Genomic DNA, 24,445 nt, shown 5'->3' with positions numbered 1-24,445 from the left:
AGCGACAGTTCCAGCGGCCAGCCGATGAAGCTCCCGCCGCGGCGGACGAGTGAGCGCGAGGTCCGCGGTTTCTCCTCAGGTGCGGACGACGGCGGTCGATGAGGATGGCGAGCACGGATCGCTCGTCCCCCCATGCCGACGGATTGGCACATGGCACACCTGAGGAAGGACGGCCGTGCCCATTTCGCCCGTCGGCCACGACGCGGTCTCGACCGTGCTCGGCACCACCCTGGACGGACTCTCGCTGCGGCGTGACGTGATCGCGGACAACATCGCGAACGTCGACACCCCCGGGTTCCGGGCCAGCACCGTCGACTTCGAGACCGCCCTGCGGTCCTCGGTCCTGTCCGGCGACGCGCGCTCGCTGGAGCGGGGGATCGACCTCGGCGTCACCGCGACCGCGACCCCGGTCGGCGCCGACGGCAACAACGTCGACCTGCGGCACGAGGCGATGGCCGCCATGCAGACCCAGTACCAGTACCAGGTGATGACGCGCGCGATGAGCGACCGCTTCGACCTGGTCAAGACCGCGGCGGGTGCCTCCTGATGGGCGCCTACGACACGCTGCACATCGCCGGCTCCAGCCTCGGCATGCACCAGACCTGGTTGGACGCGCTGGCGCACAACATCGCCAACGTCAACACCGTCGTCCCGACCGACCAGGACGCCTTCCAGGCGCAGATGGTCGTCGCCGGCGCCGACCCCGCGGGCGGCGTCGACGTGCGCGGCATCGTGCTGGGCGACCCCGAGGGCGTGCTCGAGCACGACCCGGGCAACCCGCTCGCGGACGAGGACGGCTACGTCCGGGCCCCCGCCACGGACCTCGCCAGCCAGATGTCGCAGCTGATCATCGCCCAGCGCGGATACCAGGCGTCGGTCCAGACGACGAAGTACGCCCAGGACGCCTACTCCAGCGCGCTGCAGATCGGGGCCCGCTGATGAGCGTCGCCGGCATCGAGGGCTTCGTGCCGCTCGACCTCGCCCAGGTCCGCTCCACCGACCCGACCACCTCGGTCGCCGGTGCCCGCGGGCCGCAGGGCCCCGAGGCGGCCGACGGGCCGTCGTTCTCCAGCTTCCTCGTCGACGGTCTCGACCGGCTCGACGGCGTGCAGCGCACCGCCGACGACCTCGCGGTGCGGGCCGCCACCGGCGACCTGCAGAACATCCACGACTACACGATCGCCGCCTCCGAGGCCGCCGTGACCACGCAGGTCACCGTCGCCGTGCGGAACAAGGCGGTCGAGGCCTTCACCGAGATCATGCGGATGCAGGTGTGATGAAGCAGAACGTCACCCGGTTCCTCCAGCGCGCCCAGCAGGGCTTCGCCGCCTTCACCACCGGGCAGAAGGTCGTGGCCGTGATCGGCACGGTCGCGGTGCTGCTCGGTGGGTTCATGGTCTTCCAGTGGGCGGCCCGGCCCAGCATGGCGCCGCTGTACCACGACCTCTCCACGACCGACGCCAGCGCCGTGGTCGAGCAGCTCGAGGCGCAGGGCACGCCGTACGAGCTGGCCGGCGACGGGACCACCGTCATGGTGCCCCGCGACCTCGTCCGCGCCACCCGCATCGACATGTCCGGCGAGGGCCTGCCCAGCGGCTCCGACGGCGGCTACTCGCTGCTCGACGACCAGGGCCTGACCACCTCGGACTTCAAGGAGCGCACGGACTACAAGCGGGCGATGGAGGGCGAGCTGTCCGCGACCATCGAGTCCATCGACGGCGTCGAGACCGCCGTCGTCCACCTCGCGATCCCCGAGAAGGAGGTCTTCGAGGAGGAGCAGGTGCCGACGACCGCGTCGGTCCTCGTCGACACCCGCTCCGGCTCGACGCTGGACCCGGGCCAGGTGCAGGCGGTCGTCAACCTGGTCGCCTCGAGCATCGACGGCCTCGAGCCCGAGCAGGTCACCGTCGCCGACGCCACCGGCAAGGTGCTCTCCACCCCCGGCGGTGCCGCGGGCACGGACGGCACGGCGCGCGCCCAGATGGTCGCCGACGTCCAGGAGGAGTACCGCGCCCGCCTCCAGTCGATGCTCGACCGCGTGGTCGGGCCCGGCAACTCCACCGTCCAGGTCAGCGCGGAGCTCGACTTCGACAAGGCGGTCAGCGAGACCGTCGAGTACGACGCGGAGGCCGAGGCGCTGCCGCTGTCCTCGAGCGAGACCGACGAGACGTACGACGGCGCGGCCGCCGGCGGGGTGACCGGGGTCGTCGGGCCCGACGGGCAGATGGACCCCGCTGCGGGCGGTGCCGCCGACGGCAGCGGCAGCTACCGCAAGTCCGAGACCACCCGCGACAACGCGGTGGGCTCCCGCAGCGAGCGCCGCGAGTCCACCCCCGGGGCGATCGAGAAGCTGAGCATCGGTGTCGTCGTGGACTCGATGTCGGCGCAGCAGGCCAACGAGACCGACATCCGCGAGCTCGTCATGGGCACCGCCGGCATCAGCCGCCAGCGTGGCGACAGCCTCGCGGTCGCGTCCCTGCCCTTCGACCGCAGCGCCGAGGAGGCCGCCGCCGCCGCGCTGGCGGAGGAGAAGGCCGCCGAGGCCGCGGCCAGCCGCAACCGGCTGATCCGCAACGCCGTCATCGGCCTGCTCGTCATCGGTGCACTGGTCTTCCTCGCCTTCCGCAGCCGGCGCCGCGCGCGCCGCCGCGAGGAGGAGACGACGTACATCGTCGAGCAGCTGCGCGAGCGGCGCCAGGCCCAGGCCGCGCTCGAGCCGTCGCCGGCCCTCCTCGCGCTGGAGGAGTCCGAGGCCAGCCGCGCCGACGACCTCCGCGACGAGCTCACCGACCTCATCGAGCGCCAGCCCGACGACGTCGCCGCGCTGCTGCGCGGCTGGCTCACGGAGCGTCCCTGATGACCGCGACGATGAGCGGGCTCGGTGCCCGCAAGGCCGCGGTGCTGCTGATCCAGGTCGGCAAGGAGAAGGCCTCCCAGGTCCTCGCGCAGCTCAGCGAGCCGGAGGTCGAGGCGATCTCCGTCGAGATCGCGCGCCTGGACTCGATCAGCAGCGCCGAGGGCGAGGCGGTGATGGAGGAGTTCCGCGACCTGATGACCGCGCGCGCCCACATCGCCCAGGGCGGTCTCGGCTACGCGCAGAAGCTGCTCGAGGACTCGCTCGGCGCCGAGCGCGCGGCGGAGATCATGGAGCGGCTCAACGCCGCGGCCGTGCAGATGCCCTTCCAGTTCCTCCACGCGGCCGACCCGGCCCAGCTGCGCTCGTTCATCATCGACGAGCACCCGCAGGTGATCGCGCTGGTGCTGGCCCACCTGACGGCCGACAAGGCCTCGATGCTGCTGGCCAGCCTCGAGCCGGACAAGCAGGCCGAGGTCGCCCACCGGATCGCGGTCATGGACCGCACGTCGCCGGAGATCGTCCAGGCCGTGGAGTCGACGCTGGAGCGCAAGCTCTCCTCGATGCTGCAGCCGACCACGGTCTCCCGCGTCGGTGGCGTGGACCCGCTGGTCAACATCATCAACCGCTCCGACCGAGCCACCGAGCGGCAGATCGTCGAGGGCCTCGAGGCGCTCGACGCCGAGCTGGCCGACGAGGTGCGCAGCCGGATGTTCATGTTCGAAGACATCGTCACCCTCGACGACCGGTCGGTGCAGCAGGTGCTGCGGCAGGTGGACGGGTCCCAGCTGGCCCTGGCGCTCAAGGGCGTCGCGACGGCGGTGCGGGACAAGATCACGAGCAACATGTCCGAGCGTGCGTCCGCGACGCTCGTCGAGGACGTCGAGCTGCTCGGCGCGGTCCGCCTCGCGCAGGTCGAGGAGGCCCAGCAGGCCATCATCCGCACGATCCGCGACCTGGAGGAGCAGGGCCAGATCATGGTGCGGCGAGGGGGCGACGATGAGTTCGTCGAGTGACGCCCCGGTGCTGCGCGGCGCGGAGGCCTCGGCCGTCCGGGTCGCCAGCACCCCCGAGCTGCGCACCGGCGCCTGGACCCGCTTCGGCGCCGGCTCGGTGCTCGGCGACCGGGTCACCGAGGAGACCCTGAGCGGGCTCGCCGAGACCGCCCGGCGCGCCGCGCAGTCCCAGGGGTACGCCGTCGGCTGGGCCGAGGGACGCCGCGAGGCCGCGGAGGTCGCCCGGGAGGCGGCACTGCGCCGCGAGGCCGACCGGGCCGCCGAGGACCAGCGCCGCGAGGCCGAGCACCAGCAGGCTCTCGCCGGCCTCCGGCGGGCCGCGGCGGAGCTCTCCGCCCGCGCCGGCGACGTCGAGCGGCACGTCCAAGCCCAGGCCGTCGCCCTCGCCCGCGAGCTGACCGAGGCGCTCGTCGGCCACGAGCTCCACTCCGCGCCGGACCGGGCCGACGACGTCGTACGACGCGTGCTGGCCGAGCGCCCGGACGACCGTCCCGTCGTCGCGCGGCTCCACCCCGGCCTGCTGGACGCCGCGGCGACCGCCGAGCTGGCCGCGGCGGGTGTCCGCGTCGTCGAGGACGACCGGCTCGAGCCCGACGACGCGATGGTCGAGGTCGACGGCAGCGTCATCGACCTGCGCGTCAGCCGGCGCCTCGAGCGGGTCCGCGAGGTGCTGTCGTGACTGCGCCCGCCCTGGACGCCCTCGACACCTTGGAGGGCCTGCGCGACCGCGCGCTCGCCGCCACGCGTCCGGAGGTGCTGGGCCGCGTCGACGAGATGCTCGGCCTGCACCTGCGGGTGACCGGCCTCCGCGCCGCGGTCGGGGACCTGGTCGAGGTGCTCGGACCGCAGCCCCTGCTGGCCGAGGTCGGCGCGAGCAGCACCGAGGGCCTGACCTGCCTGCCGCTCGGCGACACCCGCGGCTTCGGCGTCGGCGCCGTCGTGCGGCACACCGGCGGCCCGCTGCGGATCCGGGTCGGGGAGCAGCTCACCGGCCGCGTCCTCGACGGGCTGGGCCGGCCGGTCGACGGCGGGCCGGACCTGCGCGGCCTGCCCGAGGTGACCGTGGACCAGGACGCCCCCGACGCCCTCTCCCGCCCGCGGATCGACCAGCAGCTGCGTCTCGGTGTCCGCGCGCTCGACGCGCTCGTGCCCTGCGGGCGCGGCCAGCGGCTGGGCATCATGGCCGGCTCGGGCGTCGGCAAGTCCAGCCTGCTCTCGATGATCGCCCGCGGCACCGACGCCGAGGTCTCCGTGATCGCGCTCGTCGGCGAGCGCGGCCGCGAGGTCCGCGAGTTCCTGGACAACGACCTGGGTCCCGAGGGCCTGGCCCGCTCGGTCGTCGTGGTGGCGACCTCCGACGCGCCGCCGGTCGAGCGGCTGCGCGCGGCGTTCGTGGCGACCCGGATCGCGGAGTGGTTCCGCGACGCCGGCCGCCACGTCGTGCTGATGATGGACAGCCTCACCCGCGTCGCCATGGCCCAGCGCGAGATCGGCCTGTCCGCGGGGGAGCCGCCGGCGACCCGCGGCTACCCGCCCAGCGTCTTCGGGCTGCTGCCCCGCCTGCTCGAGCGCGCCGGCACCTCGCCGTCCGGCTCGATCACCGGCCTCTACACCGTCCTCGTCGAGGGCGACGACCTGCAGGACCCGGTCGGCGACACCGCCCGGTCGATCCTCGACGGCCACGTCGTGCTCTCGCGCCGGCTCGCCACCTCCGGGCACTTCCCGAGCATCGACGTGCTCGAGTCGATCTCGCGCGTCACCTCCGCGGTGACCAGCGCCGACCACCAGGCCGATGCGACGCGCCTGCGCCGCATGCTCGCCGCGCACCGCGACGTCAAGGAGCTGGTCGAGATCGGCGCGTACGTCGGCGGCAGCGACCCCGACGCCGACGCCGCGATCGCCCGGATGGGCCGCATCGACGGCTTCCTGCGCCAGTCGATGTCCGAGAGCACCCCGCTCGAGGACACCCGGCTCGCCCTGCACGACCTGGTCGCGCCGTGAGCGCCCGCGAGCGGGACCGCGGCCTGCGTGCCGTCGCGCGCGTCCGGGAGGTGCGCGAGCGCGACAGCCGGCTCGGGCTCCAGCGCGCCCTCCAGGAGCAGCAGGAGCACGCCCTCGCCCTCTCCGCCCTCGAGGTCGAGCTCGCGTCGCGGGTCGAGGACCCCGGCACCGCCGACGCCGCGGCGTACGTCGCCCGGCGCGCGGCCCTGCAGTCGCTCGGTGCGGCCGTGGGCGGCGCCCGCGGGCGGCTCGACTCCGCCGAGGTCGTGCGCGCCGCCGCGGACGCGCACTGGCGCTCCGACCACACCCGGCTGTCCGCCGTCGAGGGACTGCTCGAGGGGCGGGCCGACGTGCGCCGGGCCGAGGCCCTCCACGAGGAGGCCAAGGAGCTCGACGACGCGGCCGGCCGGCAGTGGCTGCGCCGCGCGGTCGCCACGCGCCGTGCGGAGGAGGGACGATGAGCGTCGCCGCGGTGACCAGCCGCGTCGCCGAGATCCAGGGCGTGCTCACCCAGCTCGGGGGCGCCCGCGTGGCGGGGTCCGCCTCCGCCGCCGGTGCCTTCCGTGCGGCGATGGACGGCGCCCTCGCGACCGCGCTCCCGGCCGCGTCCGCGTCCGCGCCCGGCGCCTCCCCGGCCGGGGCACGCGTCGTCGCGCAGGCCGAGAAGTACCTCGGCGTCCCCTACGTGTGGGGCGGCACCGACCCCGCGAAGGGGCTCGACTGCTCCGGCCTCGTCCAGCTCGTCTACCGCGACCTCGGCATCGACCTGCCCCGCGTCTCCCGCGACCAGGCGCAGGCCGGCCGTCCGGTCGCGTCGCTGGCCGAGGCGCAGCCCGGCGACCTGCTCGCGTTCAACTCCCCGGTCAGCCACATCGCGATCTACGCCGGCGACGGCAAGATGATCGAGGCCCCGCGACCGGGGCTCGCGGTGCGGGTCACCGAGGTCAGCGGCGACCTCACGGCGATCCGCCGCGTGCTGCCGGAGTCGGCCCCGGCCGTCTCCGGGCGGGCCGCGGGCCAGGTCTCCGCGGTGCCGTACGCCGACCTGTTCAACCGGGCCGCCACGACGTACGGCGTGGACGCGGGGCTGCTCTCGGCGATCGCCCGGCAGGAGTCCGGCTACCGCGCCGACGCGGTCAGCCCGGTGGGCGCGCAGGGGCTGATGCAGCTGATGCCGGCGACGGCCCGGGGGCTGGGGGTCGCCGACAGCTTCGACCCGGCCCAGGCCGTCGACGGCGCGGCCCGGCTGGTCCGCGACCTGCTCGACCGGTTCGGGCGCACCGACCTCGCGCTCGCGGCGTACAACGCCGGGCCGGGCGCGGTGCTGCGCTACGACGGCATCCCGCCGTACCCGGAGACCCAGAACTACGTCAGGTCCGTCCTGGCCATGGTGGGAGGCACCCCATGAGCACCACGACCGCGCTGCCGGCCACCGCCACGCCGGTGCCGCTCCCGGGCGCGGGCGCCGCGGCCCCGGCGGTCCCCGCCGTCGCCGGCCAGCCCGGCACCGACGGCGGCGCGGGGGAGGGGTCGGAGTTCACCGCCCTGCTCGCCGCGCTCGTCGCCGGCGGGGAGGCGGGGACCGGCGCGACCGTCCCGGTCCCCACCGAGGTACCGGCCCCGGCCGAGGACCTCGAGGAGCGGACCGACGCCGCGCTCGTCGCGCTCCAGGCGGCGCTCGTCCTGCCACCCCTCGTCCTGGTCCGACCGGTCGTGACGCCGGTCGTGACGCCGTCCGCGCCGGCGGGAGCGGTCACCCCCGCGGCGGCGAGCGCGGACGCCGTGGCTGGCGACGCTGTCGTCCCGGCGCCCGCCGCCGGCCTGCCAGACGGCACCGACCCCGGCGAGGCGCTGCCGGCGCCGGCCGCGGACCACCCGCCCGCCCTCGCCGACCCGCCGGCCGGCACGAGCACGGCGGCACCGGCCGGGGCAGGCGGTCCGGTCCCGACCGGCGAGCGCGACGCGTCCGCCGCGGGACAGCCGGCCGAGGCGCCGGCAGCCGCCGCTGCCACCGGGACGAGCGGGACGTCCGGGACCCCCGCGACCGCAGGACAGGCGGCCGCGGTCGCCGCGCCCGTCGCCGCGGCTCCTGCAGGCCCGGCAGCCACCGCCTCCGGCCCCGCGTCGGCACCCGCCCCGGTCAGCCGGCAGCTCGCCGACACCGTGCAGCAGCTGGCGCGGTCGGGGGAGGGCACGCACCGGATGACGCTGCGCCTCGACCCCGGCTCGCTCGGCGAGGTGCGCGTGCACCTGGTCGTGCGGGACGGCGGCCTGCAGGTGCACCTCGCCGCGGGCCGCGAGGCGCTGCAGGCCCTGGGGGAGGGCTCCGAGGAGCTGCTCCGGCTGCTGCAGACCTCCGGCCCCGCCGACGTCCGGGTGACCGTGCGTGACCTCGCGGGCGGTGCCGGGCAGCAGACGGGCGAGCAGACGGGCCAGCAGACGAGCCAGCAGACGGGCGGGGCTGCGGGCGGCGAGGACCGTCCCGACCGCCAGGCGCCCCAGGACGCACCCGACCGCCTCGCGGGACCGACCGCCCCGCCGACCACGACCGACCGGTCCGGGACCTCCCGGACCGCGCCGCACGACCCGACCGGGTGGACGTCCTCGCGCGTCGACCTGGACCTGTGAGGAGACCCATGAGCATCACCCCGACCGAGGGCGTCGGCCCCACGTCCGTCTTCGCCCCGCAGGCGGCGGCGAGCACCGGCTCGACCGCCGACAAGGACATGTTCCTGCAGCTGATGGTCGCGCAGATGAAGTACCAGGACCCGATGAACCCCACCGACTCCTCGCAGTTCCTCTCCCAGACCGCGCAGTTCACCGCGCTGGAGAAGATGCAGGACGTCGCCGACCAGACCGGGCTCCTGCTCGGCGCCTCGCTGGCCTTCGGCGCCAGCGGCATGGTCGGCCGCACGGTCACCTACGGCCGCGAGGACGGCACGACCGCCACCGGCACGGTCACCGGCGTCACCTTCGGCGCGACCGGCCCGGTGCTCGACGTCGACGGCGCCGAGGTCCCGCTGAGCCTGGTCCAGCAGGTCCGCGACTCGGCTGCACCCGCGAGCGCACCCGCCCCGACGCCCGCCCCCTCCGACACCACCGACACCACCGACTGACGCACCACCCCGGCACCACACCCCCTCGGCACCACACCCCCTCGGCACCACACCCCCTCGGCACCACACCCCCTCGGCACCACCTCCCGAAAGGACCCCCCCGTGCTGCGCTCCCTCTTCGCTGGCATCAGCGGCCTCCGCGTCAACCAGACGATGCTCGACGTGACCGGCAACAACATCGCCAACGCCAACACCACCGGCTTCAAGGCGAGCACCACCGTCTTCCAGGACACGCTGAGCCAGATGCTCACCGGCGCCTCCGGCGGGAACGCCGCGCAGGGCGGCACCAACCCGATCCAGGTCGGCCTCGGCGTGCAGCTGGCGGCCACCGCGACGAACCTCGGCCAGGGCTCCGCGCAGACCACCGGCCGCGCCACCGACGTGATGATCTCCGGCGACGGCTTCTTCGTCGTCCGCTCCGGCAACGAGCAGCTCTACACCCGGGCCGGGGCGTTCACCTTCGACAAGGCGGGCGACCTGGTCACCTCGTCGGGCGCGCGGGTGATGGGCATCGGCGCGGGCGGCGCGCTCGCGCCGATCAACATCAGCACCATCCCGGGCGGCGGGGAGCTGGAGTCGATGAGCATCGGCAGCGACGGCAAGCTGATGGGCATCGTCAACGGCACCAGCACCCAGCTGGGCCAGCTGGCCATCGCCACGTTCACCAACCCGATGGGCCTGGAGAAGGTCGGCGAGACGGCGTTCCGTGCCTCGGCCAACTCCGGTGCCGCGGAGGCGGGCGTCCCCGGCGCGGGCAGCCGGGGCACGATCATGGCCGGCGCGCTGGAGATGTCGAACGTCGACCTGGCGGCCGAGTTCACCAACCTGATCCTCGCCCAGCGCGGCTTCCAGGCCAGCTCCCGCGTCATCACGACCTCGGACTCGGTGCTCGAGGACCTCGTCAACCTCAAGCGCTGAGCCGCCGCGACGGCCTCGCCGCGCGGATCCGCTCAGGATCCGCGCGGTGGTGCCGATCAGGACCCTGGTGGCCACGGACGGCTGCCGCCTCGACGCACTAAGGATGGTGCAACGCATGATCTCGCTGACCCGTCTCTCGGGTGCGGAGCTGGTCCTCAACTCCGACCTGATCGAGCGCGTGGACAAGACGCCGGACACGGTGATCACGCTGACCACCGGCGCGAAGTACGTCGTGTCCGAGAGCCTGCGCGCCGTCGTCGCCGCGATCCGGCTGCACCGTGCCGAGATCATCGCGCTCAGTGAGCTGGTCCGGGTCGGTCCGGACGCCGACGACACCGCCCACCCGGCCGACGACGCCCGCGAGCGACCGCTCGCCACCGTGACCGCGCACCCGGCCGTCGCGACCGCGACCGCGACCGCGGGGGAGGAGGGCTGATGGACAAGGCCACGATCATCGGCGTCGGCGGCGCCGTCGGCGTCATCGTCGTCGCGAACATCCTCGAGGGCGGCAGCCCGATGAGCCTGCTGATGCTGCCCCCGATGCTCCTCGTCTTCGGCGCCACCCTGCTCATCTCCATGGCCGGCGGCACCATCGCCGACGCCAAGGCGTCGGTCCGCGCCGCCAAGCGCGCCTTCACCGCGAAGGTCCCGACCGCGGGCGACGTCGTCCCGACCGTCGTCTCCCTGGCCGACAAGGCCCGCCGCGAGGGCCTGCTGGCGCTCGAGGACGCCACCAAGGACATCGACGACCCCTTCCTCGTCAAGGGCGTCACCCTGGCCATCGACGGCAACGACCCCGAGGAGGTCCGCGACATCCTCGAGGCCGAGGTCGCCGCCAAGCGCAAGGTCGACAAGCAGGCCGCGAAGCTCTTCGCCGACGCCGGCGCGTACGCGCCGACGATCGGCATCATCGGCACGGTCATGGGCCTGGTGCACGTGCTCGAGAACCTCTCCGAGCCCGAGACCCTCGGCCACTCGATCGCCGGCGCGTTCATCGCCACCCTCTGGGGCGTCATGTCGGCCAACGTCTTCTGGCTGCCCATCGCCACCAAGCTCAAGCGGCTCAGCGAGCTCGAGGTGGCCCGGATGGAGGTCATCGTCGAGGGCGTCGCCGCGATCCAGGCCGGCTCCAACCCACGGGTCATCCAGCACCGCCTGGTCGCCCTGCTCCCGGCCGACCAGCAGCCCGCGCAGGCGGCCTGAGGTGTCCCGCCCGCCCACCCGCTCGCGCCACCGGCCGCACGAGGAGGAGGAGCACGAGAACCACGAGCGGTGGATGGTCACCTACGCGGACATGATCACGCTGCTCATGGTGCTCTTCATCGTCCTCTTCGCCATGGGCCAGACCGACGTGGAGAAATTCAAGGCGCTCAAGGCCAGCCTGGCCATGGGGTTCGGCCAGGAGTCCGCGGTGCTCGACGGCAGCTCCTCGCTGCTCCAGGAGCCGGGGACCGAGGCGGTCGCGCAGGTGGCCCCGCGGACCCCGCGGCCGGCCGCCGCCCCGGGCAGCCAGGTGGACCGGACGGTCGCCACCCGCAACGCCGCGCAGCGCGAGCTCGCCCGGCTGCGCGGGGTCGAGGCGCGGGTCCGGGCGGCCCTGCGGCGGCGAGGGCTGGAGAGCGACGTGCGGACGACGTACGACGAGCGCGGGCTGGTCGTCAGCCTGGTCTCGAAGCACGTGGTGTTCCGCAACGACCTCGCCACGCTGTCGGCCCGCGGCGAGCGGGTCGTCGACGCGGTCGGTCCCGTCCTCGCCGACCTGCCCGACCGGCTGGAGATCGCGGGAAACACCAACCAGGTCGACGTGAGCCCGGCCTTCTTCGACACCGACTGGGACCTCTCCTCCGCGCGGGCGGTCACCGTGCTGCGCCGCCTCGAGGAGCGGCTCGGGGTCCGCACCGACCGGCTCTCGGTGGCGGCGTACGGACGGACCCGACCGCTGGTCGACCCGGCCCGCCCCGGCTCCCAGGTCGTCAACAAGCGCGTCGACATCGTCGTCCTCTCGCCGGCCGACGCCACCGTGCGGGAGCTGCTGCCCGGGCTCGCGGACGGCGACGCCTCCCGCACCACGTCCGCTGCCGTCCCCACGCCCCCCACCACCGACTCGGGAGACCCCTCATGAGCACCACCACGCTGCCGGCCCCGGCCGCCGCCGCCGCCGAGGAGGAGCCGTCCGGCGGCGGGCGCAAGAAGCTCGTCCTGCTGCTGGTCGTCGCGCTGGTCGCCGCAGCCGCGGCGTACTGGTTCCTGCTGCGCCCCGGCGGGGACGCCGAGCCGGTGCCGGGGGAGGTGCTGGTCATGGAGCCGGTGCAGGTCAACCTCGCCGACGGCCACTACCTCAGCGTCGGGATCGCGCTGCAGCTGGTCGAGGGCGCCGCGCACGCCGACGGCAGCAAGGCGCTCGACGCCACCATCGACCTGTTCAGCGGTCGCGAAGCCGACGAGCTGGTCCGCGCGAAGAACCGCCACGAGCTCAAGGAGGAGCTCATGGGCGAGCTGGACCACCGCTACCACGGGGAGGTCCTGGACGTGTACTTCACCCAGTTCGTCACCCAGTGACGGCTGGGACCACCGGCCCGACAGGAGGAACCGGGGAGGGGCTCCCCGACAGCTGAAGATCCGTCGACACGTTTGTGCTCAGGTCCGCGCCCGCGGGACCGATGGGTGCCTCCGTGAGCACGACGACGTCCGCAGCCGAGCGCACCGCCGCGCCCTCGGCCGTACGGTCGCGCCGTCGGGGCCGCTCGGCCTCGGCCGTCGCGGTGCCCTACGACTTCAGCCGGCCGCTCCAGCTCAGCCGCGAGCACCAGCGGATGCTGCAGCTCGCGTTCGACGGCTTCGGCCGGCAGGTGACCACGGTGTTCACCTCCATGCTGCGCAGCGTCTGCCAGGTCACCCTCCGCGGCATCGACCAGCGCACGTACGCCGAGTACGTCCAGTCGCTGCCGAGCACGACGTACCTCACCCTCTTCAGTGCCGACCCGGTCGCCGGGCGGGGCATCCTCGAGATGCCGCTGGAGTCGGTCATGGCCTGCATCGACCACATGCTCGGCGGGCCCGGGTCCGACCGGCAGCCGCGACGGCCCCTCACCGAGATCGAGAGCGGCGTCGTCAGCGGCCTCATGGACCGGCTCTTCGGCGAGATGCGCTACTCGCTGGGCTCGATCGTGCCGATCGAGCCGACGGTCGAGGGCGTCGAGTACAGCCCGCAGTTCGCCCAGGCCGCCGGCGCCTCCGACGTGGTCGTCGTCGTGGACCTCGAGCTCCGCATCGACGAGCGCGCCCACCGGATGACCGTGTGCCTGCCGTTCGTCGGGCTGCTGCCGCACCTGACGGCCGCCGCGGCGCCCGCTCCGGTCTCCGGCCGGGAGCGCGCCCAGCGGGCGCAGGCCGCCGAGCTCCTCCGCCAGCAGTTCGAGCACGTGCCGGTGGACGTCGCCGTCCGCTGCCGGCCGACCACGCTGACCCCCCAGGTCTTCGCCGACCTGCGCCCCGGCGACGTCATCCGCCTGGGCCACCCGGCCTCCGCGCCCCTCGACGTCGCCGTCGACGGCACCGTCTTCGCCCACGCCACCGCCGGCACCCAGGGCCCGCGCCTGGCCGCCCTCATCGTCGCCACCCCGAAGGAACTCTTGTGACCACCATGCCGACCGGTACGCCCCGCGACCCCGACGAGCTCGCGCTCGCCGCCGCCCGGGCGGCTGCCGCGGTGATCCCGGCCGCCGACGAGCTGGAGGCCGGTGGCGTCCAGCCGGGCGGCCCCGAGGTGACCGCGCTCTTCGCCGGCGCCGTCGTCGCCGAGCTCGGCGGTCCCGTCGGCGGCGTGCTGGGGCTCCTGGTCGCCGACGACCTGGTCTCGGCACTCGCGTCCAGCCCGATCGGCGGCCTGGACCTGCCGGCAGCGGTGCAGCCGGCGCTCGACGCCGCGGCGGCCGTGCTCGGCACCACCGTGCGGGCCGCGCGCCAGGTCGACCGCGACGCCGTCGTCCCCTCCGTGCTGGCCGGCACCGACGCCGGCTTCGCCGTCGTGCCGCTCGTCGGCGACACGATCGCCGCCGCCCTGCTCGTCTCGATCCCCACCCTGTCCGCCCACGCGGCCGGGGGCCCCACTCCCGTGCCGCTGCCCGCCGTCGGCGGTGCCGCGCCCGTGGCCGCCGCTGCCGGCTCGCCGGCAGCGCCGCACCCGCTGACCGTGCCCGCACCCGGCTCCGCCAGCACCCCGGGGCCGCGCCGCGGCATCGAGATGCTCAACGAGGTCGACATGGAGGTCACCGTCGAGCTCGGGCGCACCCGGATGACGCTGCGGGACCTCCTCGCGCTGAGCCCGGGCAACGTGCTGGAGCTCGACCGCGCGGCCGGCAGCCCGGCCGACCTGCTGGTCAACGGCCACCTCATCGCCCGTGGTGAGGTCGTCGTCATCGACGAGGACTTCGGCCTGCGCGTCACCGAGATCCTCGAGACCGCGACCGCGGGCTGAGGTCGTCGTGCTCGAGCTCGTCCTGCGGCTGGTCTTCTCGCTGGCCGTCGTCCTGGGGCTGGTGCTGATCGTCGCCCGGGTCGCCCAGCGCCGCCTCGGCACCCGCAGCGGTGCCCCGCTGTCGGTGCTCCACCGCCAGGCCGTGGGTCGGCACGCCTCGGTCGCCGTCGTCGCGGTGGGCGGTCGCACGCTGCTCCTCGGCGTCACCGAGCAGCAGGTCCGGATGATCACCGAGCTCGACGGCGCCGACCTCGTCCCCGCCGAGGCCGCGACCGTCACCGCGCTCCCCGGCGTCGAGCGCGAGCCGACGGACGGACCGGCACAGCAGGCACACGACCAGGCACGTGACCAGCCGTACTTCGCCGCCGTGCTGCACGAGCAGGCCGCCGAGCTGGCCCGGACGACCGCTGCGGCCGGTGCGACCGCTGCGACCCGGGCGGCCCGCCCCGGCGCACGACGCGCGGCCCGGCCCACCCGGCCCACCCGGCAGGACGACGGCCCGCTGGCCGGCTCGCTGCTGTCGCCGGCCACGTGGCGGCGCGCCGTCGAGGCGGTCCGGGGCCAGGCGTCGTGAGCGCCGCCGCCCACCGTCCCGTGCTCCGGCCGGGACGGCTCGTCGGGGCTGCCCTCCTGCTGGCGCTGGTCACCGCGGGGCTGTGGCTCGCCCTGCCCGTCGCGGGCGCCCACGCCCACGCCTCCGCCGCGGCCGTCGCCGGCGACGTGCCGGAGGTCGGGCCGCACGCCCTCGCGCTGCCGCCGGGCGGTCCGCAGGGCCCCGACGGCCCGGACGGCGGGGACAACTCGGTCACCGTCGACCTCGAGGGGCTGACCGACAAGCCCGGCACGTCGGTCGCGGTGCTGCTGACCCTCACGCTGCTCTCGCTGCTGCCGGCGATCGTGCTGACCTGCACCAGCTTCACGAAGATCCTGATCGTGCTGGGCCTGACCCGCAACGCGCTCGGCCTGCAGCAGACCCCGCCGAACCAGGTGCTGGCCGGCCTCGCGCTGTTCCTCAGCCTCTTCATCATGGCGCCGGTGCTCTCCGACATCAACGACGCCGGCCTCCAGCCCTACCTCGACGGCGACAAGACGAGCACCCAGGCCTGGGAGGACGGGATCGCGCCGCTGCGCGGCTTCATGCTCGCCCAGACCGACGACGAGGAGCTGGAGCTGCTCACCAACGTCTCGGGCCGCGAGCTGCCGGAGACCCGCGAGGACGTCGCGATGTCGACGCTCGTGCCGGCGTTCATCCTCAGCGAGCTCGAGCAGGCCTTCGTCATCGGCTTCATCATCTTCATCCCGTTCCTCGTCATCGACATCGTCGTGAGCGGGGCGCTGATGGCGCTGGGCATGATGATGATGCCGCCGGCGATGGTGTCGCTGCCGTTCAAGCTGCTGCTGTTCGTGCTGGTCAACGGCTGGGCGCTGATCATCACCGCGCTCGTGGGGAGCTACGGGTGAGCGACCGATGAGTGACACCGAGATCATCGAGATCGCGATGCAGACCATGGTCGTCGCGCTCAAGCTGTCCGCCCCGATCCTGGTCACGTCGCTGGTCATCGGCTTCGCCATCTCGCTGTTCCAGTCGATGACGCAGATCCAGGAGTTCACCCTGTCGTTCGTGCCGAAGGTCGTCGGCGTCGGCATCGCGCTGCTGGTCAGCGGGAACTGGATGCTGCACACGCTGGTGAACTTCACCGAGCAGCTCTACTCCCAGATCCCCGCCCTCCTCGGCTGACCGGGGCCTGCGATGACCCTCACCGTCTCCGGCGAGCCGCTGCTGACGTTCCTGGTCGCCTCGGTGCGGATCATCGCCTGGCTCGCGGTCGTGCAGCCGTTCTCCTCGCGCACCGTCCCGTCCGCGGCGAAGGTGGTGCTGGCCCTGGGGCTGGCCTTGGCGGTCTCCCCGTCCCTGGGCGACAGCAGGATCCCGGTCGACACGATCGGCCTGCTGATGACCGTGGTCACCCAGGTGGTGCTCGGCGCGGCGATGGGGTACGTCACCTCCCTGCTCTTCACCGCGGTGGCGGCGGCCGGCTCCCTCATCGACGTCTTCGGCGGCTTCTCCCTCGCCCAGGCGTTCGACCCGCTGGGCATGAACTCCAGCACCGTGCTCGGCAACCTGCACCAGTGGCTCGCGACCGTCCTGCTGTTCGTCAGCGGCGGCTACCTGATCGTCGTCGGCGGGCTGCTGCGCTCCTTCGCGGCGGTCCCGATCGGTCGCAGCCCCGAGCTCCCCGGGGGAGTGGAGGTGCTGACCTCGGTCTTCCAGCTGTTCTTCATCACCGCGGTCCAGATCGCGCTGCCGATGGCTGCGGTCCTGTTCATCACCGACCTCGGGCTCGCCCTGCTGACCAAGGTGGCCCCGCAGCTGAACGCGATCAACGTCGTGTTCCCCGCCAAGATCGGCCTCACCCTGCTGCTCGTCGGGCTGTCCTTCCCGGTGCTCCCCGGGGTGGTCGACCGCCTGGTCGAGGCGGCGCTGGAGGCCATGGCCGCGATCGTGGGGGCGTCGTGAGCGACGACAAGACCGAGAAGCCGACACCCAAGCGCCGCAAGGAGGCGCGCAAGGAGGGGCAGGTCGCGCGCACCCAGGAGCTCGGCGCGTGGTCGGCCCTGCTGCTGGTCTCGCTGGTGATCCCGGCGCTGCTGCGCCACGAGCTGGAGACCCTGTCGGCCCTGCTCGAGCGGTGCCTGAGCTCCGCGGAGGGCGCCGACGTGCCGATGGCGCTCGAGCTGCTCGCCGAGGCCGGCGGGCACATCCTGCTCACCCTGGTGGTGCTCGGCTGCTGCGTGATGGTCGTCGGGGTCGCCGGCGCGCTGGCGCAGGGCGGGTTCTTCGTCGCCACCAAGACGGTCACGCCGAACCCCAAGAAGCTCGACCCCATCAAGGGCTTCAAGCGGATCTTCGGCCCGCAGGCCTGGTGGGAGGGGGCGAAGATGCTGGTCAAGTGCGCCCTGGTCGCCGGCCTGGTCTGGCTCGGCGTCGACGCGATGATGCCGGTCCTCGGCGGGTTCGTGCCGGTCGGCGTCGTGCTGGAGATCGTCGGCGGCGAGGCGCTCACCATGCTGCGCAACATCGCGATCGCCGGGCTGCTGATGGCGGTCGTCGACTACGCGGTGCAGCGCCGCCGGATCGGCAAGCAGACCCGGATGAGCAAGGACGAGGTCAAGCGGGAGCACAAGCAGACCGAGGGCGACCCGCTGGTCAAGAGCGCCATCCGCTCGCGCCAGCTCGCGGCGTCGCGCAACCGGATGCTCGCCGACGTGCCGACCGCCGACGTGGTCCTGGTCAACCCCACGCACGTCGCCGTCGCCCTGCGGTACGACGAGGGCTCGCCGGCCCCGCGCGTGGTCGCGCGCGGCGCGGGGCTGGTCGCCCAGCGGATCCGCGAGACGGCGGCGGCCAACGACGTGCCGCTCGTGCGCGACGTACCCCTCGCCCGGGCGCTGTACGCCGCCACCGACGTCGGTCGGGAGATCCCGGCCGAGCTGTTCGCGGCCGTCGCGCAGGTGCTCGCGTTCGTGATCAGCCGGCGCGCGCGGGGGCAGCGCGGGGGCGAGCACCGGACCCCGCGGGCGACGACCGACCTGCCCGCGGTGACGAGCGGCCGTCGTCGTCCGCGGAACTCCTCAGCCGCGGCGCTGCCCGGCCGATAGGGGTGGGCAGCAGGGGACCAGGACGGCCCCCACCCGCGCCAGGGACGGCGCCGCCCGCAGCCTCCCCGAGGAGCCACCCGCGTTGTCCCTGAAGCGCCTGACCCAGCTCGGCGTGCCGCTCGGCATCGTGCTCATCGTGGTCATGCTGGTGATCCCGCTGCCGGCGATCGTCCTGGACCTGCTGATCGCGCTGAACATCACCGGTGCGCTGCTGATCCTGCTCACCGCGATGTTCGTGAGCCGCCCGCTCGACTTCGCGGCGTTCCCCGCGGTCCTGCTCGTGATGACGCTGTTCCGGCTGGCGCTCAACGTCAGCGCGACCCGGTTGGTCCTGCTGCACGGCGACGCGGGGAAGGTGATCGAGACCTTCGGCCACTTCGTCGTCGGCGGCTCGCTGATCGTCGGCCTGATCGTCTTCGCGATCCTGCTGGTCATCCAGTTCGTCGTGATCACCAACGGCGCCGGCCGCGTCGCGGAGGTCGGCGCGCGGTTCACGCTCGACGCGATGCCGGGCAAGCAGATGGCCATCGACGCCGACCTCAACAGCGGCCTGATCGACGAGGAGCAGGCGCGGCGGCGCCGGGCCGAGGTGCACGCCGAGGCGGACTTCTACGGCGCGATGGACGGCGCCTCGAAGTTCGTCAAGGGCGACGCGATCGCCGCGATCGTGATCACGCTGGTCAACCTTCTGGGCGGCTTCGCCGTGGGCATGGCCCAGCGGGGGATGTCGGCCGGCGACGCGGTGCAGACCTACAGCCTGCTCTCGGTCGGCGACGGCCTGGTCTCCCAGATCCCGGCGCTGCTGCTCTCGGTGGCGACCGGCCTGGTGGTGACCCGCGGCGTCGGCGACGGCGACATGGGCTCCGACATCATCCGCCAGCTCACCCGGCAGCGGACGCCGCTGCGCGTGGCGGGCGGCTCCGCCCTCGCCCTGTGCCTGGTGCCCGGCATGCCGAAGATCCCGTTCCTGCTCGCCGGCGGCGCCTTCCTCCTCGTCTCCACCCGGATCGACGAGTCCTCCGGCGACGCCGCGGCGGAGCAGGCCCCCGAGCTCGCCGCCGCCCCGCGGGACACCCCCGAGCTGCTCGCCGCGGAGATCCAGGTCGACCCGCTCAGCCTGGAGCTCTCCGCGGACCTCATCGACCTCGTCGACCGCGAGCACGGCGGCGACCTGCTGGAGCGGGTCAAGGCGCTGCGCCGGAAGGTGGCGCTCGAGACCGGCGTGCTGATCCCGCCGGTGCGCACCCGCGACAACCTCGAGCTCCCGCTGCGCACCTACGTCATCAAGCTCTTCGGCATCGAGGTCGCCCGCGGCGAGGCGCCGCGCGGCACGGTCCTGGCGATCGGCGACCACCTCGCGTCGCTGCCCGGCGAGCTCACCCGGGAGCCGGTCTTCGGCCTCGAGGCGAAGTGGATCCCCGCCGAGCTCGCCCACCAGGCCGAGATCGGCGGCGCGACCGTGGTCGAGCGGACCGCCGTCATGACCACCCACCTCTCCCACGTGGTCAACACCCACGCCAGCCGCCTGCTCGGCCGCGAGGACGTCCGGCTGCTCACCGACGTGCTCAAGCGGACGCACCCGGTCGTGGTCGACGAGCTGACCCCGACGCTGCTCAGCCTCGGCCAGGTGCAGCGGGTGCTGCAGTCGCTCCTCGACGAGGGGGTGTCGATCCGCGACCTGGTCCGGATCTACGAGGCGCTCTCGCTGCGCGCCGCCGACAGCAAGGAGCACGACGCCCTCGTCGAGGCGGCCCGGGTCGCGCTCGGGCCCGCCGTCGTCGCACCGCACCTGCGCGAGGGGGTGGTCCACGTGATCAGCCTCGACCCGCGCCTGGAGCAGCAGATGCTGGAGTCGATGCGGCTGGGGGAGGAGGGCAACGTGCTCCTCCTCGACCCGGTGCTCGCCCAGTCGGTGGTGACCCGGCTGGGTCAGCTGCTCATCGAGGCGGAGAACGCCGACATCCGCCCGGTGCTGGTCTGCGCCCCGCAGATCCGGCCGGCGTTGCGCCGGTTGGTCCACCAGCAGGTCGACCGGCTGCCAGTCCTGTCCTACCAGGAGCTCGTCGGCTCCGCCCAGGTCCGCTCGGTCGGCGTGGTCTCCGGCGAGGCGATGATCGAGGTGGGCTCGTGAAGCCGCTCTCGGTCCCCGTGCTCGGCGTCGCCGCCGTGCTCACCGCCCCCGCCCTGTGGTCGGCGCTCGTCGGCGAGCTGCCGGTCGAGACGGCCGCGGTCCGCTACGTCGTCGTCGCCGCCCTCGCCTGGGCCGCGCTCTCCGCGCTCGCGCTCCTGGTGGGGCCGCCGCCCGCCGGCGCCGGCGCCGAGGAGGCCGGGACGGGCAGCGGGGACCAGGACGCCCTGGACCCCACTGCGGTGCTGCCCGCCGTCGACGGACCCGGCGCCGGAGCCTGAGCCGGGCCTGAGTCGCCCCTGGGTCGGCCCTGGGTCGGCCCCGGCCCGGTGCCGCGGTCCTAGTCGAGGAAGTGGTCCGCGGTCAGCGGCAGGCCGCGGACCCGCACCCCGGTGGCGTGGTACGTCGCGTTGGCGACCGCTGCGGCGGTGCCCACGATCCCGATCTCGCCGATGCCGCGGGACCCCATCGGCGTGGACAGCTCGTCGACGTCGTCGAGCCACTCGGCCTCGATCTGCTTGACGTCGGCGTTCGCCGCCACGTGGTAGGTCGCCAGGTCCTGGGTGACCGTGTGGCCGGTGCGCGGGTCACGCCAGCCGTCCTCGAACAGCGCCGCCGAGAGCCCCATCACCAGGCCGCCGAGCAGCTGCGACCGGGCCGTGCGCGGGTTGACCACGCGGCCGACGGAGTACACGCCGAGCAGCCGGGGCACGCGGACCTCGCCGGTGTAGCGGTGCACCCGCGCCTCGCAGAAGACGGCGCCGAAGGAGTGCAGCGCGTGGCCGTCCATGTCGGCGTACTGCCCCGAGGCCGCCGTCGTCTCCACGCCCGGGTCGGGGTGGTCGCCGTGGTCGGCGCGGAACTGCTGGGCGGCCGCCACGATGGCGGTGCCCCACGACGTGGTGCCCGAGGAGCCGCCCGCGACCGAGCCGAAGGGCAGGTCGCTGTCGGCCATGTCGAGGTCGATCGCCTCCGGCGGGCAGCCGAGCGCGTCGGCCGCGATCTGGACGAGCACGGTGCGGGCGCCGGTGCCGATGTCGGTGGCGGCGATCGCCACGCCGTACCGGCCGCCGTCGAGGGAGCGGACCCGGGCGACGTTGCCGGGCATCCACAGCATCGGGTACGTCGAGGCGGCCATGCCGGTGCCGACCCACCACTCGCCGTCGGCCGTCGCGCGGGCCTCGGCGGGCCGGTCGGCCCAGCCGAACCGCTCGGCGCCGCGCCGCAGGCACTCCACCAGGCGACGGTTGCCCCACGGGTTGCCGGTGTCGGGGTCGACGTCCGGCTCGTTGCGCACGCGCAGCTCGACGGGGTCGACACCGGTGTGCAGCGCGAGCTCGTCCATCGCGACCTCGTGGGCGAACATCCCGGGCATCTCGCCGGGAGCCCGCATCCACGACGGGACCGCCACGTCGAGCTCCGCGACCCGGTGGGTGGTCGCGCGGTGCGGCGCGGCGTACATCACGCGGGCCGGGACGGCGGCCTGCTCGGCGAACTCCTTGATCCGCGAGGACTGCGACACCGTGTCGTGGCGCAGCGCCTCGATCCGGCCGTCGGGGTGGGCGCCGAACCGTACGTGGGAGCGCGTGGCGGTGCGGTAGCCGGTCAGCGCGAACATCTGCTGGCGGGTCACCGCCAGCCGGACCGGCCGGCCCGGGACGGTCATCGCCGCCATCGCGGCCGCCATCTCCGGGGCGTGGGGGAGCCCCTTGGAACCGAACCCGCCGCCGACGTACGGCGCGAGCACCCGCACCTGCTCCTCCTCGAGCCCGAGCATCGGCGCGAGCGTGCCGCGCACCGGGCGCGGGCCCTGGGTGGAGTCGTGCAGGGTCAGCCGCTCGCCGTCCCACAGCGCGGTGGCGGCGTGCGGCTCCATCGGGTTGTTGAACTCGTACGGCGTCGTGTAGGTCGCGTCGACGGTCACCACCGCCCGGGCCAGGGCCTCGTCGGGGTCGCCGTCGAGGGTGTCGGTCTCCGAGCCGCCGTTGACCTGCTCGGGGGCGTACGTCGGGGTGTCCGCGTCGAAGACCACCTCGTGCGGCTGCGCCTCCTGCTCGACGCGCACGAGCGCGGCGCCCTCGCGGGCGGACTCGGCGGTCTCGGCGAGGACGATCGCGACGATCTGCCCGCGGAAGTCGACGACGTCGTCCTGCAGGATCGCCAGCTCGCGGTCACTGGTCTCGGCCAGCCGCGGGGCGTCGGTGTGGTCGACCACCGCGACGACGCCGGGGTGGGCCAGGGCGGCGCTCCGGTCGATCGAGACGACGCGGCCCCGGGCGACGGTCGAGGTGACCAACCAGGCCTGGAGCGGCGGCTCGCCGCCGGCACCGGTGACGGGGTGCTCGACTGCGTACGCCGCCGACCCGGTGACCTTCTCCACGCCGTCGCGGCGCAGCAGGCTGGTGCCGATCGAGCTCGGCGCGACCGGGGTGGGCGTGACCTCGTTGGCGGTCATCGGGCGGCTCCTTCCGCGAGGCTCGTCAGGGTGAGCGCGGTGAGGTTGCGGACCATCGCGACCTTGTAGGCGGTCTGCTCGTCCGTGACGGCGGCCTCGAGCTCGGCCTCCGCGGCCTGCCGCACCGCGTCCTCGCCGAGGTACTGCCCGCGCAGCGCCTCCTCGGCGACCTCCGCCCGCCACGGCTTGTGCGCGACCCCGCCCCAGGCGATCCGCACGTCGCGGACCCGGCCGCCGTCGAGCTCGACGCCGGCGGCGACGGAGACCAGCGCGAAGGCGTACGACGCCCGGTCCCGCGCCTTGCGGTACGTCGAGCGCGCCGCCACCGGGCTGGCCGGCAGCTCCACCGCGGTCACCAGCTCGCCGTGGGCGAGCGTGGTGTCCTGCTCGGGCCGGTCCCCGGGCAGCCGGTGGAAGTCGCCGATGGGGACCCGGCGCTCGCCGTCCGGGCCGAGCACCACGACGGTCGCGTCCACGGCGGCCAGGCCGACGGCGAGGTCCGAGGGGTGCGTGGTCACGCAGGACCCGCTCGCCCCGAGGATCGCGTTGTAGCGGCCGTAGCCGCCGATCGCGCTGCACCCCGTGCCCGGCTCCCGCTTGTTGCACGGGGTGGTGACGTCCTGGAAGTACACGCAGCGGGTCCGCTGGAGCAGGTTGCCGCCGGTCGTCGCCTGGTTGCGGATCTGCCCCGACGCCCCGGAGAGCAGCGCCCGGGTCACCACCGGCCACCCGCGGCGTACCGCCGGGTGGGAGGCGAGGTCGCTGTTGCGGACGTTGGCCCCGACCCGCAGGCCGCCGTCGGGCAGCTCGGTGACCTCGTCGAGCGGGAGCCGGCTGACGTCGACCAGCGTCGTCGGCGACGTGACGCCGAGCTTGAGGTGGTCGACCAGGTTGGTGCCGCCGCCGAGGAAGCGCGCGTCGGGGTCGCCCGAGACGAGGGCGACGGCCGCCGTCGCGTCGGTGGCGCGGTGGTACGTCAGCTCCTTCATGCCGCGCCCGCCTGCCCGGCCTGCTTCACGGCCGCGACGATGCCGGCGTACGCGCCGCAGCGGCACAGGTTGCCGCTCATCCGCTCGCGGACCTCCTCGTCGGTGAGCTCGGGGTCGGCCTCGAGGTCGTCGGTGACGTGGCTGCGGTGCCCCTGCTCGATCTCGTCGAGGACACCGACGGCCGAGCAGACCTGCCCGGGCGTGCAGTAGCCGCACTGGTAGCCGTCCTGGTCCAGGAACGCCTGCTGCACCGGGTGCAGCCCGCCGTCGCTCCCGGCCAGCCCGCCCGCGGTCGTCACCTCGGCACCGTCGTGCGCGACGGCCAGCGCCAGGCAGGTCAGGTGCCGGCGCCCGTCGAGGAGCACCGTGCACGACCCGCACTGCCCGTGGTCGCACCCCTTCTTGGGGTTGTTGACGCCGAGCCGCTCGCGCAGCGCGTCGAGCAACGTCGTCCGGGTGTCGACCGTGACGGTCCGCTCCTGCCCGTCGACGGTGAGGGTGATGTCCGCATCCATGGCGACGAGGTACCCACCCGCGCGCCGACGAGCAGCGAGCGCGGCCACCCGCTGGTCGAGCAGCGAGCGCGAGCGAGCGTCGTCGAGACCCGGTGAGGTGCGCAGGGCCTACGGGTGATCGTCGGGCCGGCCTCCTGCTGGTCGAGCAGCGAGCGCCAGCGAGCGTCGTCGAGACCCCGTGAGGTGCGCAGAGCCTCGGGGTGCGGCCGCTGGTCGAGCAGCGAGCGCGAGCGAGCGTCGTCGAGACCCGGTGAGGTGCGCAGGGCGCGGGGGTGATCGCCGGGCCAGCTTCCTGCTGGTCGAGCAGCGAGCGCTG

The 24,445-nt window shown here is 74.3% G+C and carries 28 protein-coding genes; 25 read left to right on the top strand and 3 right to left on the bottom strand.

Annotation, left to right across the window (positions count from 1 at the left end):
- Window positions 1-175 precede the first annotated feature (175 nt).
- The 25 genes from flgB (at window position 176) to OSR43_RS16330 (ending at window position 20,451) form a co-directional block, all read left to right on the top strand.
- Entirely contained in the window at window positions 176-547 is a 372-nt protein-coding gene (gene flgB, locus OSR43_RS16450) for a flagellar basal body rod protein FlgB (RefSeq protein WP_302267774.1), read from the top strand.
- Window positions 547-939: a flagellar basal body rod protein FlgC gene (locus OSR43_RS16445; protein ID WP_302267773.1), complete on the top strand. Its 393-nt coding sequence runs from the start codon at window positions 547-549 to the stop codon at window positions 937-939. Before flgB ends, OSR43_RS16445 begins: the two co-directional genes overlap by 1 nt.
- Window positions 939-1,277: a flagellar hook-basal body complex protein FliE gene (gene fliE, locus OSR43_RS16440; RefSeq protein WP_302267772.1), complete on the top strand. Its 339-nt coding sequence runs from the start codon at window positions 939-941 to the stop codon at window positions 1,275-1,277. The genes OSR43_RS16445 and fliE overlap by 1 nt, the downstream gene beginning before the upstream one ends.
- Window positions 1,277-2,857, top strand: a complete 1,581-nt coding sequence (fliF, locus tag OSR43_RS16435; RefSeq protein WP_302267770.1) for a flagellar basal-body MS-ring/collar protein FliF — start codon at window positions 1,277-1,279, stop codon at window positions 2,855-2,857. Before fliE ends, fliF begins: the two co-directional genes overlap by 1 nt.
- Window positions 2,857-3,870, top strand: a complete 1,014-nt coding sequence (fliG, locus tag OSR43_RS16430) for a flagellar motor switch protein FliG (RefSeq protein ID WP_302267769.1) — start codon at window positions 2,857-2,859, stop codon at window positions 3,868-3,870. Before fliF ends, fliG begins: the two co-directional genes overlap by 1 nt.
- Window positions 3,854-4,549 (top strand): FliH/SctL family protein, encoded by a 696-nt coding sequence (locus tag OSR43_RS16425; protein ID WP_302267767.1) that lies wholly within the window; start codon window positions 3,854-3,856, stop codon window positions 4,547-4,549. Before fliG ends, OSR43_RS16425 begins: the two co-directional genes overlap by 17 nt.
- Window positions 4,546-5,871, top strand: a complete 1,326-nt coding sequence (locus tag OSR43_RS16420) for a FliI/YscN family ATPase (protein WP_302267765.1) — start codon at window positions 4,546-4,548, stop codon at window positions 5,869-5,871. The genes OSR43_RS16425 and OSR43_RS16420 overlap by 4 nt, the downstream gene beginning before the upstream one ends.
- Entirely contained in the window at window positions 5,868-6,332 is a 465-nt protein-coding gene (locus OSR43_RS16415) for a flagellar FliJ family protein (protein WP_302267763.1), read from the top strand. Before OSR43_RS16420 ends, OSR43_RS16415 begins: the two co-directional genes overlap by 4 nt.
- Complete coding sequence (locus OSR43_RS16410; RefSeq protein ID WP_302267761.1) at window positions 6,329-7,279, top strand: transglycosylase SLT domain-containing protein; 951 nt, start codon at window positions 6,329-6,331, stop codon at window positions 7,277-7,279. The genes OSR43_RS16415 and OSR43_RS16410 overlap by 4 nt, the downstream gene beginning before the upstream one ends.
- Window positions 7,276-8,499 (top strand): flagellar hook-length control protein FliK, encoded by a 1,224-nt coding sequence (locus OSR43_RS16405; RefSeq protein ID WP_302267759.1) that lies wholly within the window; start codon window positions 7,276-7,278, stop codon window positions 8,497-8,499. Before OSR43_RS16410 ends, OSR43_RS16405 begins: the two co-directional genes overlap by 4 nt.
- Window positions 8,500-8,507: 8 nt before the next feature.
- A complete protein-coding gene (locus OSR43_RS16400; RefSeq protein WP_302267757.1) occupies window positions 8,508-8,987 on the top strand; it encodes a flagellar hook assembly protein FlgD in 480 nt (159 codons plus the stop codon).
- Window positions 8,988-9,089: 102 nt separating this feature from the next.
- Complete coding sequence (locus tag OSR43_RS16395; protein ID WP_302267756.1) at window positions 9,090-9,905, top strand: flagellar hook-basal body complex protein; 816 nt, start codon at window positions 9,090-9,092, stop codon at window positions 9,903-9,905.
- Window positions 9,906-10,020: 115 nt separating this feature from the next.
- Window positions 10,021-10,341: a flagellar FlbD family protein gene (locus tag OSR43_RS16390; protein WP_302267754.1), complete on the top strand. Its 321-nt coding sequence runs from the start codon at window positions 10,021-10,023 to the stop codon at window positions 10,339-10,341.
- Window positions 10,341-11,108 (top strand): motility protein A, encoded by a 768-nt coding sequence (locus tag OSR43_RS16385; protein WP_302267752.1) that lies wholly within the window; start codon window positions 10,341-10,343, stop codon window positions 11,106-11,108. The genes OSR43_RS16390 and OSR43_RS16385 overlap by 1 nt, the downstream gene beginning before the upstream one ends.
- Window position 11,109: 1 nt before the next feature.
- The gene (locus OSR43_RS16380) at window positions 11,110-12,027 is read left to right on the top strand and encodes a flagellar motor protein MotB (protein ID WP_302267751.1); all 918 of its coding nucleotides are present in this window, start codon (window positions 11,110-11,112) and stop codon (window positions 12,025-12,027) included.
- The gene (gene fliL, locus OSR43_RS16375; RefSeq protein WP_302267750.1) at window positions 12,024-12,464 is read left to right on the top strand and encodes a flagellar basal body-associated protein FliL; all 441 of its coding nucleotides are present in this window, start codon (window positions 12,024-12,026) and stop codon (window positions 12,462-12,464) included. The genes OSR43_RS16380 and fliL overlap by 4 nt, the downstream gene beginning before the upstream one ends.
- 113 nt (window positions 12,465-12,577) lie before the next feature.
- On the top strand, window positions 12,578-13,543 hold the full coding sequence (locus tag OSR43_RS16370; RefSeq protein ID WP_302267748.1) for a flagellar motor switch protein FliM: 966 nt from the start codon (window positions 12,578-12,580) through the stop codon (window positions 13,541-13,543).
- A 5-nt stretch (window positions 13,544-13,548) separates the two neighbouring features.
- Window positions 13,549-14,382, top strand: a complete 834-nt coding sequence (gene fliN / locus OSR43_RS16365) for a flagellar motor switch protein FliN (RefSeq protein ID WP_302271704.1) — start codon at window positions 13,549-13,551, stop codon at window positions 14,380-14,382.
- A 7-nt stretch (window positions 14,383-14,389) separates the two neighbouring features.
- A complete protein-coding gene (locus OSR43_RS16360) occupies window positions 14,390-14,956 on the top strand; it encodes a flagellar biosynthetic protein FliO (RefSeq protein WP_302267747.1) in 567 nt (188 codons plus the stop codon).
- Complete coding sequence (gene fliP, locus OSR43_RS16355) at window positions 14,953-15,843, top strand: flagellar type III secretion system pore protein FliP (protein WP_302267746.1); 891 nt, start codon at window positions 14,953-14,955, stop codon at window positions 15,841-15,843. The genes OSR43_RS16360 and fliP overlap by 4 nt, the downstream gene beginning before the upstream one ends.
- A 7-nt stretch (window positions 15,844-15,850) precedes the next feature.
- Window positions 15,851-16,120 (top strand): flagellar biosynthesis protein FliQ, encoded by a 270-nt coding sequence (fliQ, locus tag OSR43_RS16350; RefSeq protein ID WP_302267744.1) that lies wholly within the window; start codon window positions 15,851-15,853, stop codon window positions 16,118-16,120.
- A gap of 12 nt (window positions 16,121-16,132) precedes the next feature.
- Entirely contained in the window at window positions 16,133-16,900 is a 768-nt protein-coding gene (locus OSR43_RS16345; RefSeq protein ID WP_302267742.1) for a flagellar biosynthetic protein FliR, read from the top strand.
- Complete coding sequence (locus tag OSR43_RS16340; RefSeq protein ID WP_302267741.1) at window positions 16,897-18,042, top strand: flagellar biosynthesis protein FlhB; 1,146 nt, start codon at window positions 16,897-16,899, stop codon at window positions 18,040-18,042. The genes OSR43_RS16345 and OSR43_RS16340 overlap by 4 nt, the downstream gene beginning before the upstream one ends.
- Before the next feature lie 82 nt (window positions 18,043-18,124).
- Window positions 18,125-20,173 carry a flagellar biosynthesis protein FlhA gene (gene flhA, locus OSR43_RS16335; RefSeq protein WP_302267739.1) on the top strand — a complete coding sequence of 683 codons (2,049 nt, stop codon included), beginning with the start codon at window positions 18,125-18,127 and terminating at the stop codon, window positions 20,171-20,173.
- Window positions 20,170-20,451 carry a hypothetical protein gene (locus OSR43_RS16330; RefSeq protein WP_302267738.1) on the top strand — a complete coding sequence of 94 codons (282 nt, stop codon included), beginning with the start codon at window positions 20,170-20,172 and terminating at the stop codon, window positions 20,449-20,451. Before flhA ends, OSR43_RS16330 begins: the two co-directional genes overlap by 4 nt.
- 59 nt (window positions 20,452-20,510) lie before the next feature.
- Here OSR43_RS16330 and OSR43_RS16325 read toward each other — a convergent pair whose 3' ends face one another.
- The 3 genes from OSR43_RS16325 to OSR43_RS16315 are packed head-to-tail and all read right to left on the bottom strand — an operon-like array spanning window position 20,511 to window position 24,129.
- A complete protein-coding gene (locus OSR43_RS16325) occupies window positions 20,511-22,625 on the bottom strand; it encodes a xanthine dehydrogenase family protein molybdopterin-binding subunit (RefSeq protein WP_302267736.1) in 2,115 nt (704 codons plus the stop codon).
- Window positions 22,622-23,614, bottom strand: coding sequence for a xanthine dehydrogenase family protein subunit M (locus tag OSR43_RS16320; protein ID WP_302267735.1), 993 nt, complete (start codon window positions 23,612-23,614; stop codon window positions 22,622-22,624). Before OSR43_RS16320 ends, OSR43_RS16325 begins: the two co-directional genes overlap by 4 nt.
- On the bottom strand, window positions 23,611-24,129 hold the full coding sequence (locus OSR43_RS16315) for a 2Fe-2S iron-sulfur cluster-binding protein (RefSeq protein ID WP_302267733.1): 519 nt from the start codon (window positions 24,127-24,129) through the stop codon (window positions 23,611-23,613). Before OSR43_RS16315 ends, OSR43_RS16320 begins: the two co-directional genes overlap by 4 nt.
- Window positions 24,130-24,445: the final 316 nt, after the last annotated feature.

This window comes from Nocardioides sp. Arc9.136 (assembly GCF_030506255.1).
Classification (GTDB): Bacteria; Actinomycetota; Actinomycetes; order Propionibacteriales; family Nocardioidaceae; genus Nocardioides.
This window is presented reverse-complemented; position numbering and strand designations above follow the sequence as displayed.